The 15,126-nt window shown below is 38.6% G+C and carries 14 protein-coding genes; 4 read left to right on the top strand and 10 right to left on the bottom strand.

Annotated elements, in window-relative coordinates:
* Positions 1-31: 31 nt before the first annotated feature.
* The gene (gene dapA / locus ATS72_RS15715) at positions 32-949 is read right to left on the bottom strand and encodes a 4-hydroxy-tetrahydrodipicolinate synthase (RefSeq protein ID WP_058429197.1); all 918 of its coding nucleotides are present in this window, start codon (positions 947-949) and stop codon (positions 32-34) included.
* A 172-nt stretch (positions 950-1,121) separates the two neighbouring features.
* On the opposite strand from dapA, the gene ATS72_RS15710 reads away from it, so the two are divergent.
* On the top strand, positions 1,122-1,775 hold the full coding sequence (locus ATS72_RS15710; protein WP_008127925.1) for a DUF6058 family natural product biosynthesis protein: 654 nt from the start codon (positions 1,122-1,124) through the stop codon (positions 1,773-1,775).
* Between the two features lie 119 nt (positions 1,776-1,894).
* On the opposite strand, the gene ATS72_RS15705 is transcribed toward ATS72_RS15710, so the two are convergent.
* The 3 genes from ATS72_RS15705 to ATS72_RS15695 form a co-directional block, all read right to left on the bottom strand.
* Positions 1,895-2,182, bottom strand: coding sequence for a putative quinol monooxygenase (locus ATS72_RS15705; RefSeq protein ID WP_058429196.1), 288 nt, complete (start codon positions 2,180-2,182; stop codon positions 1,895-1,897).
* 63 nt (positions 2,183-2,245) lie between these two features.
* Entirely contained in the window at positions 2,246-3,061 is an 816-nt protein-coding gene (dkgB, locus tag ATS72_RS15700; RefSeq protein ID WP_008127928.1) for a 2,5-didehydrogluconate reductase DkgB, read from the bottom strand.
* 145 nt (positions 3,062-3,206) lie between these two features.
* The gene (locus ATS72_RS15695) at positions 3,207-4,379 is read right to left on the bottom strand and encodes an MFS transporter (RefSeq protein WP_039037448.1); all 1,173 of its coding nucleotides are present in this window, start codon (positions 4,377-4,379) and stop codon (positions 3,207-3,209) included.
* 114 nt (positions 4,380-4,493) lie between these two features.
* Between ATS72_RS15695 and ATS72_RS15690 the strand changes: the two genes are divergently transcribed.
* Together ATS72_RS15690 and ATS72_RS15685 are read left to right on the top strand one after the other, a co-directional pair.
* Positions 4,494-5,381, top strand: a complete 888-nt coding sequence (locus ATS72_RS15690; protein ID WP_058429195.1) for a LysR family transcriptional regulator — start codon at positions 4,494-4,496, stop codon at positions 5,379-5,381.
* 58 nt (positions 5,382-5,439) lie between these two features.
* Positions 5,440-6,477, top strand: coding sequence for a metal-dependent hydrolase (locus ATS72_RS15685; RefSeq protein WP_058429194.1), 1,038 nt, complete (start codon positions 5,440-5,442; stop codon positions 6,475-6,477).
* Here the strand turns inward: ATS72_RS15685 and ATS72_RS15680 are convergent.
* From ATS72_RS15680 to ATS72_RS15660, 5 genes are all read right to left on the bottom strand, one after another.
* Entirely contained in the window at positions 6,474-7,394 is a 921-nt protein-coding gene (locus tag ATS72_RS15680) for a diguanylate cyclase (protein ID WP_058429193.1), read from the bottom strand. The genes ATS72_RS15685 and ATS72_RS15680 overlap by 4 nt on opposite strands.
* Positions 7,395-7,396: 2 nt before the next feature.
* On the bottom strand, positions 7,397-8,206 hold the full coding sequence (locus ATS72_RS15675; RefSeq protein WP_058429192.1) for an alpha/beta fold hydrolase: 810 nt from the start codon (positions 8,204-8,206) through the stop codon (positions 7,397-7,399).
* 153 nt (positions 8,207-8,359) lie between these two features.
* Positions 8,360-8,626 carry a hypothetical protein gene (locus tag ATS72_RS15670; protein WP_058429191.1) on the bottom strand — a complete coding sequence of 89 codons (267 nt, stop codon included), beginning with the start codon at positions 8,624-8,626 and terminating at the stop codon, positions 8,360-8,362.
* 313 nt (positions 8,627-8,939) lie between these two features.
* Positions 8,940-9,326, bottom strand: a complete 387-nt coding sequence (locus ATS72_RS15665; protein ID WP_008127939.1) for an OsmC family protein — start codon at positions 9,324-9,326, stop codon at positions 8,940-8,942.
* Positions 9,327-9,335: 9 nt separating this feature from the next.
* Positions 9,336-9,725 carry a cytochrome b562 gene (locus tag ATS72_RS15660; RefSeq protein ID WP_008127943.1) on the bottom strand — a complete coding sequence of 130 codons (390 nt, stop codon included), beginning with the start codon at positions 9,723-9,725 and terminating at the stop codon, positions 9,336-9,338.
* A gap of 693 nt (positions 9,726-10,418) precedes the next feature.
* Here ATS72_RS15660 and ATS72_RS15655 point away from each other — a divergent pair.
* A complete protein-coding gene (locus tag ATS72_RS15655; protein WP_058429190.1) occupies positions 10,419-13,262 on the top strand; it encodes a TonB-dependent receptor domain-containing protein in 2,844 nt (947 codons plus the stop codon).
* 45 nt (positions 13,263-13,307) lie between these two features.
* On the opposite strand, the gene ATS72_RS15650 is transcribed toward ATS72_RS15655, so the two are convergent.
* A complete protein-coding gene (locus tag ATS72_RS15650; RefSeq protein ID WP_010556278.1) occupies positions 13,308-15,086 on the bottom strand; it encodes a sugar phosphorylase in 1,779 nt (592 codons plus the stop codon).
* Between the last annotated feature and the right edge of the window lie 40 nt (positions 15,087-15,126).

Genomic DNA, 15,126 nt, shown 5'->3' with positions numbered 1-15,126 from the left:
GAGCACGTTTCACTTTTGGCTTAAATCTTAATTAAGAAAGAGTTAATACTTCATCGCTGTTAAGTACACTAGCCTTGCCACCTACTACATCGGCCTCATTTAACTGATTAATGAGTGGCAACCCTATTTGTTGCTGCTCATCATTCAATGGTAAATACGGCAATCTAAATACGGGGTTTACAGCGCCCGTCATCATCAATGCCGTGTTTATTGCAATCGGGTTAGGCTCACAAAACAACCAGTTCATTAAAGGTTGTAATGAGCTATTTAACGCATCATTTTTAGTATCCATTAGCTGGCGGAACACCCCAGGAATAAGATTAGATGTCACCGATATAACACCGTGGGCTTTGTGTACATGGCGTGCGTCGTGCGCTTCGTCATCGTTACCAGACCAGCACGCAATACCTTGCTGCTCGTAATGTGCAATTCGCTCGTTACCACCGCATTCTTTTACACCAATTAAGTTAGGGTGTTTTGCTAATGGCTCAATAATATCAGGTGTTAAATCTTGCCCTGTGCGCCCTGCTACGTTGTAAATAAACGCAGGGCCTATATCGAGCACGCGTTTAAAGTGCTCTTTTACACCCGCAATAGACGTACGGCCATAATATGGATTAATTTGCAGCGCTGCATGCATTCCACTTGCAAAGCCATATTTAGTGGCCTTTATTGCCTCGCGCGTATTATTACTGCCTGTATTACCAACAATTAGTAACTGATTGCCATACTTGTTTGCACTGTGCGCAATAAGCATTAAATGCTCTTCCCAGTTCATTAACTGACCTTCGCCGGTTGTACCACCAACCACAATGCCATCTACACCCGCTGCAATTTGTATTTCGACGAGTTCATCATACTTGACTAAATCTATTTCACCATTAGCTAAATACGGGGTTTTAATAGCAGTAATTAAGCTTGCTTGTTTAATTTGTTCTAGGGTGCGCATAAAAATTCATTATTTATAAAACTTGCGCTATTTGTAACATACTTACACGCATTTTTGCAGGCCTAAGCTAATAATAAACGTAAAATGGCTTGTGTTATTTAGTTTGATAATACAAAATACAAATACTGTACATTTAAACAGTGTTTGTATTTTTAACTTTAAGCGAGCCTTTATGCGTTTATCTGACTACTTAGCCACTCATTTTTATACCACCGATGAGCTTTGCCATGCTTTAAATATTGACGCCGAGCAACTAGATACATGGCAGCAGCAAAGTATTTTTCCTAAACCAAGTTATTGTATAAAAAGCCAGTTAAGTTGCAGCTCGTATTCTGGTTTGTATGAATGTGAAGAGTACGATGATTATTACCCGCGAGGTTGTGTAAATTGGGGGCAAGGGCTAATAAAACAAAAAATTGAATCCTCAAGCAATGCCTTTAATTACTTTGCGCAGCAGTACACAGCAAGCCTGAGCAAACTTGCTCAGCAAGGCTTTAATTTTAATGAAGAATTATTTGGCTGCGAAATAGACGAGCATTTACAGCAAGTGTGGCAACAGTTTTTATGCAGCAAATACGGTGTACTGACACAAAACGGGTTAATTGACGAAATAGTCTGTGTGGATATAGGCCGCTTGCTAGTAGACGATATTACTGAATTGCGCACTAAAGGAAGTTTAAACCAACAAGAGCGTACGCAGCTTCACCCCGCGATGAAACTGCTCAATAAAGCATTAGGGCACGGGGCTGATCACGAAAAACAACACACATTGCGTGCCCGTTACATAGATGCACTTATTTTAAAGTACGATTTATCGATTAAATAAATATAAATACGGCTGAGATTTATACAAGCTTGGGGTTTAAAATACAGAGTAACGCAAATGGCGATATAAGTTTACGTCGCCACTGTATTTTACTAACTAACTAATAAGAGTGCTTTTTACTAGCCAATGGTGTTGTACACGTCAATATTACTGCTTGTTAGAAGCCCGGTAACTTGTGTTCCAAAAGCTTTAAAATGTGGCTCGTTTTTGTGCGATTCAAAGTGCTCATCTAATGCCCACTGCTCAGTCACCAAATAAGTCGTTTGCTGCGCATCATTCTTAACCGATAGCTCATAACGTAGACAGCCTACTTCTTGCCGTGAGTACTTTTGTAGATTTTCGAGCGCGGTTAATACAACCTCTGCGTCAATATTTTTGCTCGCGATTGTGGCAATTACCGTTAACATACGGAGTCCTTTTAAAAATAAAGGTGCAGCTTTGCTACACCTAATATCGTGTTGCGTATTTTATTACTGATCCCACTGTGGCGCAAAATCAGGCGTTGCTTGTCGGTCGCCACAATCAAGTGCATCAATACGGGCAATGTCTTCATCGTCTAACTTAACATGGTCGTTAAAGTTATCTTCCAAGTTTTTACGCTTAGTTGACGATGGAATAGTAGTCATATCATTTGCGTTTTCCCAAGCAATTACAATTTGCGCAGGTGAAGCGTTATGCTTATTCGCTATATCAAGAATCGTTTCATCTTTTAGTACTTTACCGACCACAAACGGCATATAAGCCGTTACGTGTATACCGTGCTGAGCGCAAAACGCACGTAATTTTGTATTGGTTAAGTACGGATGTACCTCAACTTGGTTAGTAAATATTTCACGCGAGTCTAGCGTTTGCATTGCTTCGTTTAAGTTTGCAATAGTGAAATTAGACACGCCAATATGTTTTGTTAAACCAAGCTGTTTAGCTTTTAAAAGCTCAGTTAGGTACTCACTCATTGGCTCATCGTTTGATGGCGCAGGCCAATGAATAAGCAATAAATCAACGGAGTCTACTTGCAGCTTTTCTAAAGACTTTTCTACGCTTGCAATAAAATCAGTTTTATTGAGTTTGTTATTCCACACTTTGGTCGTTAAAAATATTTCGCTGCGAGGAATGTTACTATCTTTAATGGCTTGGCCTACTTGCTCTTCGTTACCATAAATTTGCGCTGTGTCTATATGGCGAAACCCGACATCTAATGCCATTTTTACCGAGTTGTATGCAGTATCGCCTTCTAAACGAAATGTTCCAACACCTAAATTCGGCATTTCAATTACACGTTGTGTCATGAATCTATCCTTATACGTTGGTTTAAAATACAGCTATTGAATAGCGTTAAAAAATACACCTTTTACTTTCTCAAAAAATAACCTCACAGTAGCTATGAGGTTATAAAAATGCGTTTCAAGGGTTTAATGATACAAAGTTTACACTTTATGCTCGCTGAATTTCACGCTTATCAAGCAAGCCACTGTAACGAGTCACTATAAGTGCCAATACAGAAATGACGGCGCCTATCCATGCTGTGTCTCGCAGAGTCATACTTTCCACTACGCTTCCACCAATGATTGAGCCAAGTGCAATACCAATATTAAAAGCGGCTATATTTAATCCAGATGCAACATCCACAGCATTAGGTGTATGTTTTTGTGCTTGTTTTACAACGTAAAGCTGTAAGCCTGGCACGTTACCAAACGCAAAGGCGCCCCAAACTAAAATTGTAAGTACGGCAGCTACTTTATTATCCATGGTAAATGTAAGTGCCAATAAAATAATGCTAAGAGCACTAAATATAATACTGAGTGCACTTATTGGGCCGCGTTTATCCGCAAGTTTTCCACCCCAAATATTGCCTACCGCTACAGATGCACCATAAACCAGCATAATTAAGCCAATAGCTGAGGGTGCAAAGCCAGTTTCCTGCTCTAAAATCGGCGCTAAATAAGTAAATGCTGTAAACGTGCCGCCATAACCTAAAATAGTCATTAAATATACGAGTAATAAGCGCGGTTTAACAATAACCTGAAGCTGTTCTTTAAAGGTTGCAGGGATAGACTGCTTCAAGTTTTTGGGTACCAAAATAGCACTTCCTACCAAAGCAATTAAGCCCAACACTGATACCACTAAAAATGTTGCACGCCAGCCAAAATGCTGACCTATCCACGTTCCTAATGGCACTCCTGTTACAAGTGCAACCGTGAGTCCCGTAAACATAATTGCAATAGCGCTGGCCTCTTTATCTTTACTTACTAAGCTTGTGGCAATCATAGAACCAATTGAGAAAAATACCCCATGGGCTAAGCCTGTTAAAATACGCGCAAGTATTAATGTTTCATAACTTGGCGCTTGCCATGCTAATAAGTTCCCCAGCACAAATAAGCCCATTAAGCTTATAAGTACAATTTTACGATTCCATTTCCCGGTGAGTGCAGTAAGTACCGGTGCACCAATAGCCACACCTACCGCATATAAACTCACTAGCAAACCCGCTGAAGGTAGGCTTACGCCTAAATCGTTTGCAATAGTAGGCACTAATCCCACTATTACAAACTCGGTTGTTCCTATTGCAAATGCGCTTAAGGTTAGCGCCCACAAAGCCAATGGCATAATTAAATCCTCATTATTAGTTAAGAATTACAGTTTGACTAAAAATGTGTTTGCAAAAAATAGCATTAGTGACAAAATACTTTTGTAAAAAATGCAAAAGTAAGGTGCTAAAATATGGCTCAGCATGCAAAAACCGAAGACTTAGAAATGTTTTTAACGGTAGTAGATAGCGGGAGTTTTTCAGCAGCCGCTAATTTGCTTGATCAGCAAGTAGCAAAAGTGTCGCGTGCCGTGTCTCGTCTTGAAAATACGTTACAATGTACGTTACTAAACAGGACCACTCGCCGATTAGAGCTAACCGAAGAGGGCCATACCTTTATTAAATATGCTCGTGATGGCTTAAACACCTTACAAACCGGCGAAGAGGCAATCAAACTGTTAAAACAGTCGCCCAGTGGAAAGTTACGTATTGATGCAGCGAGTCCTTTTGTACTGCACCAATTGGTACCTTTGATTGCTGAATTTAATATGCAATACCCCCACATTACGCTTGATATAACCTCCCACGATAGCATTATTGATTTACTAGAGCATAAAACTGACTTAGCCATACGTATTGGTGATTTAAAAGATTCAAACCTGTATGCAAAAAAGTTGGGGGCCAGTAAATTGCATTTGGTCGCAAGCCCTGAGTATTTGAAAAAAGCACCTGAACTTACTCAAGCAAGCGATTTGGGCCAACATAAACTTATCGGCTTTACCGACTCACCCGCGCTCAATAACTGGCCTCTTAACATACCCTCAAAGCTTTCGTTTGAAATCACAGCAAGCAGCGGCGAAACAATTAGACAACTATGTATAGCAAACCAAGGCATTGCTTTACTCTCGCATTTTATGATTGGAAACGACTTAAAAGCTGGCAGGTTAGTCAATGTTTTACCAAATAGTATTAAAACACCAAACCACCGAGAAGATATACAAGCCGTTTATTACAAAAACAGTGCGGTGTCGTCTCGCATTGTTGCATTTTTAGATTTTATAAAACCAAAGCTTGCATTATAAGTGGCCTTTTTACGCTTTTAATCAGTATAAACAGACTTATAATTAATAAAGGATTGATATGGACTCGTTAACACAGGTTGCTTTGGGTAGTGCTGTAGGCTACGCCGTGCTAGGCAATAAAATTGGTCGTAAAGCGGTATTTTGGGGTGCAGCGCTTGGCACCTTGCCCGACTTAGATGTTTTTTTACCTTATGGCGGCCCTGTAGAGTCATTTACTTATCATCGCGGTTTTAGCCATTCCTTCTTTATCCATTTATTAATAAGCCCACTTATCGTATGGCTTATATTAAAATTACACTCAGGTATGCAAACTTACAAAGTGAGATGGTTTTGGTTAGTGTTTTTGTGCTTGTCAACCCACGCATTGCTAGATAGTTTTACCGTATATGGCACCCAATTAATGTGGCCGTTTACTGAGCACCCTTTTGCGTTATCAAATATGTTTATAATTGATCCCCTTTATACACTTCCATTATTGCTAGGAGTGGTGTGTACGTTACTTCCTAAAGTATCATCAAACACCGCCTACAAAATTAATAGTATTGCGCTTGGATTAAGCTCACTTTATTTATGTATGTCTTTTGCATTGAAAGTCATGATTGATGACAAAGTAAAAACGGCGCTAAACAACAAAAATATTACGCATGAGAAGTATATAAGCACACCAGCCCCACTTACCACATTGCTTTGGCGAGTCGTTGTTATGTCTGACGAGAAGTACTATGAAGGCTATGCCTCTGTATTTGATGAACCCGACGAGGTAACACTTAGTGCATATTCTACAAATCCCTCGCTATTAAATAACATTAAAAATGAATGGGGTGTAAAACGCTTGCAATGGTTTACAAAAGGGTTCTATTCAGTAAGAGAGCAGCAAAACAAAGTGATTTTGTCAGACTTGCGCATGGGAATGGAATGTCAGTATGTGTTTAATTTTCAAGTAGGTGAAATAAATTCAGAGGGAGTCACAGCCAGTAATTTTGACAAAATAAGTCAACGTCCTAGCTTTAATGATATTGATAAAATATGGGATAGAATTTGGCAACCTAGCAATTCACTCCTCAACAATACATGCAACAACGATACTAATCATTAAAAATTGTTATCGTTCTCAAACAGCTGAGTTCTATTTTTACCAAGCGATTTTGCTTGGTAAACAGCGTTGTCTGCTTGTGTAAATAAATCTATAAATGTGTTTATTGTATTACTTATGGTCATACCTATACTCACAGTCACAGGCTTATTATCGACTAATATGTCCGCAATAATGGCATGCAATCTATTACAAAATAGTAAGGCCCCTTTTTTATCTGTGTCTGGTAGCATGATTAAAAATTCTTCACCACCATAGCGGGAAATTAAATCGGTTTGTCGTCCAAAACTTTTTAGTGCTTGCCCAAGCTCTTTTAAAACACGATCGCCTTCTAAGTGGCCAAAAGTATCATTAATTAATTTAAAATTATCTATATCTATAACAAGCAAGGCTACAGACTGCTTTGATCTTAACGATTGTTCTAACAGTAAAGTACTGCGGTAATTCATTTCTCTTCTGTTTAACAAATTAGTTAGCTCATCAGTAGAAGCTAATGACTTTAATTCTTCAGCCTGCTCTTCTAGTTTTTCTCGTGTTTTAATTAGCTCATCATAAAGTTGATCCTGCTTTGATGAATTAAAAAGGCTCCAAAAAACCTTCCCCTCTTCATTTATTTGAGCATTAATAGTCATGGGGGTTTTTCTCCCTTGTCCATTAAAAATAATTAGCTGCATTTCTTCGGATGTTTTTTCGTGAAGCAAGGTAGGAATAAGATAACTTTGAAAAAATATTCTTGATGATTTGGTCAAAATTTTATTTATGTTTTGACCCACTAGTTCATCACTTTTCCAATAAAGGTGCTCTTCAAAATAGCTATTTACATAAATAATCGTATTTTTAGAATCTGTGATCAAGGCACCACTGAGAAAACAGTCAGCTGAATAAGATGCTTTTTTGTTTTCTGTTTTAATGGATTTCACGCTTATTGCTTTACGTAATCAGTAATAGATTGACTTACAACCTCTGGGTGAGTCATTTGCAAGCAATGGCCTTGTGCACTTATAACAACAAGTGAACTCGATTGTATTTCCTTTTCAATGTACTGGCCAACAGAAACATCAGCGAGTGCATCATCTTCGCTTTGTAAAATGAGTGTAGGTTGTATAATTTTTGTGAGTAAAAAACGATAGTCAGAAAAAAAGGTCGCCTCTGCAAAATTTTTGGCTATGACAGGATCAGTTGAACAAAAACTACCTGAAAGCTCCCCAATCAACTCAGCTGAGTTAGTATTACCTATAACCAGTGGTGCTAAATAGTCAGCCCAACCAATATAATTTTTATCCATTAAGCTTAATAATTCTTGCAGGTCTTCTTTGTCGAACCCGCCTTGGTAATCTGGCGGGAAATTTAAGAAGCAAGGAGAAGGACACACCATAATTAATTTACTAATTAAATCAGGCCTTTCAACTGCCGCAAGCGCGCCTATCATTCCACTTACTGAATGGCCAACAAATACGACATCCGATAAATTTAACTCTGTGCACACCTCTATTACATCTAAGGCATAACCTTCTAGTTTTTTGTATCGTTGTTTATTGTATTGAGATATGTCTGAATTACCTGAACCCACATAATCAAACAGTACAATTTTAAACTGCTTTTCTAAATAAGGAGTTAAAAAACGCCACATGTTTTGGTCACATCCAAATCCATGTCCAAATAGCAATGTTTTAGAGCCGCTACCAATTACCTTTACATTGTTTCTCGTTTTTATCGATTCTGAATTTAGCACTTTAAAGCACGCCTTTATCTGTAATATAAGTAATGTTATCGACAAAATGTTAAAAGCTAACTTGTATTAACTCTTACTCAAATTAACCGCCGTATAATCTTTATCAATAAATCTTAGTACACAACCAATACAAGCTATTAATTAAATAAAGATTTAATTTTGATGTTCGTATTGGCCTCTATATACCTCAAATACTTTTAAAACAGTATGTTGGTCTTTTGATAGATTATCGTACCAGTCATCAAATAATTCATCATTTTCTTGCTCGCTCAACGCCATATAATGAGCTAGTAGCTCAATAATGTCGTTATTATCGCAGCCAAGATGGTTAACTTGCTGTGCTAAGGCACTATGGTCGCGCTCTTTTAAGGTCTCCATTACCCCTTGATCTATTTGTTCTTGTTGTATTGCGTCGCTCATAAAATACCTCAGTATCTACTGTAAATATGTTTAACTATTTTTATTGTTGTGTTTATAGTTATAACAGCCTAAACATGAATAGCCAGTATTTTTGAACTAAGTGATTACTTTTTGATTTATTTGTTTAAATAGCCACCAAGAGTGCTTATAAAAGCATCACATATTGAAAAACCAATAAAAAACACACCAAATTACAACTCGTAATTGTTGTGTTTATAGCTATCTAAAAACGTCGTATTTTAGGGTGAGCGGCAAGGCAAGGGTATTAAAATGAAAGAGGTAACTCGTTAAAGTTACCTACATATTGGTGGATTTATTTTACAACAACAGAAAACTCAGGCACAGCTTGAATTACTTTTTTAACAGTACATGTATTTACTGCCGCAATTAAAGCTTTTTTATACTTTTGAGGAAAACCATCAGGCAAATTAATTTCGATTGAAAATAACTTTTTACCATTTTCATCTACATTTTCGTTGTTTTGTGTAAGTGTCATACCTTCTGTAGAAATGTCACGTTGCTCACAAAATTTTCGCGCATAAAACCCTGCACACAAAACCATACTCACTAAAAAGTAGTCAAATGGTTCTGGGTGCTCTGCACCACCACCAGCCGAAATACTCTGATCGCTAATGACTTCCAAATCACCAAATTTAGCACTTTGCTTTTGGCCTTCTAATAATGAAACCGAAATTTCCATAACTATTCCTTACTTTCCAAACAATAATTCAAAAAAGCCTGGTGGCTCATGTAGTTTATGATATTTTTTTCGTAAATCATCAATGCGTTTAAGCGGTACTTTAGCAGCAGTAAGCCCTTGCTGATTAGCCGCTTTTTTTGCAAGCCTTGCTTGTGTAAGCACTTTATCAAGCCCCTTAACCGACTGTTCGGGCTTCTTGTAAAACTTTGCCGTTTTGCTTACTTCCACCAGCTTAATAAATTCATCAATTGCGGTATTAAACTCTGTTAACTGGCTAGCTTGTACCGCTTTTTTATAAGCAAGCCCTGTGTTTTTCATGTTTAATTCTAGATCAATAGTCTCGCTGGCATAACTGAGCGAGCTAAATAAAATGACAATAATGAGGTAAGTGTATTTCATGAAAAGCCCTAATAAAACTGATAATACAAATTGTATCAAGTAAACAGAATAAAGTAACGAATCAGCAATCACTCTTTATATGCTGTAAAGGGGGTTTACAACTTATTATTGGTAATAGTCATCATTAAGTTAAAATCAAATAACTACCTATCTTACTAACATTGAATATATCTAGATCAACAAATGAATAACGACACATTTAATAAAGATGATGAAATTTACTCAATTTAAACATTTATTTTAATAACACCATTGAACGCCCCGCTCGCTAAATCAGCAAAAATATACATTTAAGTAACTTAATAGCACAATTAACAAACACACCTGTTAATTACATCTGCAATTTAACTATCATTTTGACGAGTCAAATAAACAGCAAATAGATCAAAAATACCGCGCCAATTTTAATATTAATAACTCAATGTAAACAACGTGGCCAAAAAAGGTAAACAACCAAGAAAAACCCCATCTTATTGTCATCATAATTTAAACAAAACTAACAACTTAAAACACTATAAATAAAATTAATTTCAAACCTTAACACAACAATATAGAGGCTTTCAGAGGGTTTAATCTTATTTACGAGCGTGTAATAATCGTTAGTTCTTTAGCCAAATGTGATGACAATGTTGCTATTTAACTATGCCAATTTTGTTAAGCATTTTTTCATAACAAACACCCATTAGGGAACTCATGAAACATTATTCTTTAATTTCTAACAGCATTAAATGTGCACTACTAACCGCTGCTGCAACAGCGAGTAGCACAGTATTAGCTCAAGATGAGCAAGTAGCAAAAAAAATAGAACGCGTTGAAGTAACAGGCTCACGCATATTGCGTGAAGGCGCAATTGCACCGGCACCCGTAACCGTAATCAGTGGCGATCAACTTGTAAATAGTGGCGCTGTTAATATTGGTGAAGCATTAAATAACCTTCCTGCACTGGGTAGCACTTATTCAATGGCTAACTCTGGTCGTTTTATAGGTACTGCAGGTTTAAACATCCTTGATTTACGTAATATGGGAACAGACCGCACACTTGTACTTGTAAACGGTAAACGTCACGTATCAAGCTCTGCGGGCTCTCAATCAGTTGACACTAATACAATTCCAAGCGTATGGATTGAACGTGTTGAAATTATTACTGGTGGCGCCTCTGCTGTATATGGTGCTGACGCCGTAACGGGTGTAGTTAACTTTATTTTAAAAGATAATATTGAAGGTTTAGATGTAAGCCTAACCCGTGGCTTTGCCGACCTAAATAGCTATAACAACAAAAAAGCGACTTTTTCATACGGTTCAAACTTTAATGATGATCGTGGTAATGCAGCTTTTGCAGTAGAGTATTCTTCACAAGAGTCGTTAAATGCCCTAGACCACCCATGGACTAGCACATCGTTCAGAAGCCTTCGTAATCAGGCACAAACCGATGAAAACAAAGACAGCGCAGACTTTCCAGACAAAATACTAACTCCTAACGCTGGTTACTACGCGATCAACAACGCAGGTGTTTATGCATTAGAAAATGGTTACACAAATAGCTTCAACCCAGATAGTACCGCTCGCGATTTATACATTGGTGACAATGTTGACGGCCTTTCATGTGCTAACTGTGACTTTTTTAACCTAGGTCAGTTTGAAGAAATTCAACCTGAGTTTGAACGTTACAACGTAAACTTTAAAGTTAACTACGATGTGACTGATGATTTAAATGCTTACTTCGACGCTAAATATGTAAATAGCCAAGGCGAAAGCATAGGCCAACCTGCGTTTTTCTTTTTTGACAGCGACAACAGCATTAAGCTAGATAACCCATACCTAGACCCAAGCATTAAAGCGCGTATGGAAGAAGAAGGTGTTGAGTCAATCATGGTTAACCGCATGATGACTGACTTAGGCCGCCGCGTTGAAAACAACACCCGTGAAACAACCCGTTTTGTTACAGGCTTACAAGGCACTGTATTTGAAGATTGGGAACTAGATACATCAATCGTATACGGTAAAACAGAATTAGAGCGCGAAAATGGCGCTAATATGATTTTAGCAAACTACTTTAATGCGCTTGATGCCGTTGAAGATGCAAATGGTAATATTGTGTGTCGTAGCGCAGAGGCGCAAGCTGATGGCTGTGTACCTGTTAATATTATGGGCTTTGGCGCACCAACCCAACAAGCCATTGATTACATAAACACAGTGTCTATTGGCGACTCCACCATTGAGCAAACTGTTGTATCAGCTTCGCTTGCAAACGGCGCTATTTTTGAGCTACCAGCCGGTTATGTAGGTATTGCTTTTGGCGCAGAGTATCGTAAAGAAGAAAGCGAAACGAACGAGCCAGATAACGCAGAAGGTACATTTTTTAACGCACTAGGCGAAGATAAAGGCTCGTTTAACGTGCGTGAAGTGTTTTTTGAAGCTTCAATGCCTATCTTAACTGATTTACCGCTTATTCAAGACTTAGTGTTTGATACCGCGGTACGCCATGCCGATTACAGTACTATTGGCGAAGCAACTAGCTGGAAACTAGGCCTTGATTGGACAGTAAACGACGAGCTACGCGTGCGTGTAACGCAATCTGCTGCCCTTAGAGCGCCTAATATTGGTGAAGTTTTTGGCGCACCTAGCCAAACTTTCTACAGTGTTGACGATCCATGTCGTGCTGAAAACCTAAATGACTTGTCAAACAGCACGACCCGCCGCGCTAACTGTGCCGCATTAGGTGTAGCAACCGATTTTAACTCAGACTACGATTCAGCGTCTTTAAATGGCTTAACAAGCGGTAACCGTGACGTAAAAGGTGAAGAGTCATCAAGTACAACGGTAGGTATTGTTTACCAACCAGAGTTTATTGACAACGCAGTATTAACTATCGATTACTGGGAAATTGAACTTGAAGATGCCATTGATACAATCAGCGCGCAAGATATTCTTGACCGCTGTGTAGACAGCACAACTGGCATCAACAACCAGTACTGTAATTTAATTACGCGCGATGCAAACAGCGAAATTTCGTTAATCCAAAACTCTGTATTAAACGTGGCGGGTCAAAAAGCATCAGGTGTTGATTTCGAACTAGGCTACGATTTTGAAGCCCTAGAAGGTAGCTTTAAAACACGTTTAATTGGTACTTACTTAATTGAACGAAAAGACTACCCTTTCCAAGATGATCCAAGCAACTTTATTGAAGCAGCAGGTACTTCTGGCGAAGCTAAATGGCAAGCAAATCTATCTGTAAGCTACTCAATTGACCGCTTTTTCAGCACTGTTGAAACACGCTTTATTGACGAAGTAGACCTTTATACAAATGTTGAACTTGCTCAAAACTCAAACCCTAATAGCAACATGAGCTACGGTAAATACTTTATTACCGATATGACTGTAGGTTACAACTTCGATAGCGGTGTTGGCGTTAAAGTAGGTGTAGATAACCTATTTAACCGTGAACTACCATACGGTACACGCGGTACAGGCGCCGGTAGCGCAAGCTACGATAACATTGGCCGCTTTGGTTATGTAAGCTTTTCTTACAAGCTTTAATTTAAAGTGAATAATAGGCCAGGCAACGCTTGCCCGGCCTATTTGTTATTTTATATTACTTAGCCAAACACATTGATACGGTTCAAGTTCAATCGTTAACTGCCCTTCCTCTATTGTTTTTCCTGACACTAAGTCAAACCACTGCTGAGTATTAATTAAGTTTAAGTCAGCCAATAAAAGTGTTTGCGGTTTATCGCTAATATTAAATACACAAAAAATACTTTGTCTGCGGTCTATACTCTGGCGCCAAAAGCCAAATAATCCACCAGAAAGATGTAACGTAAACTGAGTGGCATTAGGATGGAATGCACGTTGTTTTTTGCGCACACCTAATAAGTTTTTAATTGAAGTGAACACTTTGTGATGATGGCTGTATTTTTCGCCAATTGCGGCTAACAGTTTTGATTCTTGCCAACGATGACGATTAATTGCCCTGTTGTGTTGCGAGTTTTCAAAACGTTCATAATCGTTGGTGGTGGCAAGTAAACTATGAATATATAAGCCAGGTATCCCCTCAAGCGCGAACATAATGGCATGCGCGCACATAAAACGCTCAAAGCCAAATTTGTCAGGCCCATTATGTGTTCCTTGCATTGCATCAAATAACGCAATATTTAACTCATATGGTGTATGGGTGCCATCGTTACTGGTTCGCATTGAAACGCGACCACCAAATTGCATGGTTGTACTGACCAGCGACGCCACTTCAGTTGGCTGCAATAATCCCTCAATTGGACGAAGCCCTATACCATCATGAGACGCAATAAAATTAAAGTATGCGGTACCGTTTTGCGCAGGTGGCATGCTCATCATCCAATGCTTGAGTGCCGAACTATCACCACTTAATAAGGTATGCAGTAGTAACGGAGGTAAAGCAAAGTTATAAATAGCATGCGCTTCATTGGCATTACCAAAATACGACAGGTTTTCTTGGTTTGGTATATTTGTCTCAGTGATGATCACCACACTTGGCTCAACATGCTCAATAAGTGTGCGCATTAGCCTAACGGCTTCGTGGGTTTGTGGCAGGTTAATACAACTTGTATTAAGTTGTTTCCACAAAAACGCCACTGCATCGAGCCTAAAAAGCCTCACACCGTTATCTAAATAATGACGAATAATGCCTACAAACTCTTTCAAAACTTCCGGGTTTGCAAAATCAAAGTCAACTTGATCATGGCTAAACGTACACCATACATGCTTTTCACCACTGGGAGTTGTTACTGTATTGAGTAAAGACGATGTGCGCGGACGAACAACTTGGCTTAAATCATCGCTTAAGCTTGCAGTTTTAAAGTAATCTTTGCCGGGGTGTAAATCATTTAAAAAATTTTCAAACCAAACACTTCGGCTAGAGCAATGGTTAATAACTAAGTCAGCCATTAGCTTTACATCTTTAGCAATGCGTTTTATGTCTTCCCAATCACCTAACGACTCGTTGACTTGCACGTAGTTCATCACCGCAAACCCCTCGTCAGAGCTATACGGGTAAAAAGGTAAAATATGCAGGGCGTTAATTTGCATATCGCACTGCTCTTTTATAAATCGATGCAAGGTTTTTAGTGGTGCTTCGATTGGGTTTGCTACCGCAAACTCAGTGTCGTCGTGCTTAATAATCGAATCACCATAAGCAATCAGTACAATGTCTTGCTCATCCCATCGGTTAGTGTGTGGAGTTGGGTCGCGAAGTGGACTGTCACCTAAAATAATTTTAATGAGTTGCTGTGCAAACTCTGCTATCGATATAGGCAGCTCAACATCTTGGTAAATAATGTGTAGGTGCTGCTCTACTCGCTGTAAAAATAATTCATTCACTGTACTCACACGCGACTCCTTTAACCGTTTTTATATTTATTTTTTTAAC

The organism is Pseudoalteromonas sp. 13-15, assembly GCF_001468205.2.
Lineage (GTDB): Bacteria > Pseudomonadota > Gammaproteobacteria > Enterobacterales > Alteromonadaceae > Pseudoalteromonas > Pseudoalteromonas marina.
Note: the sequence above shows the minus strand (reverse complement) of the source record. Positions and strands in the feature narration are given on the sequence as shown.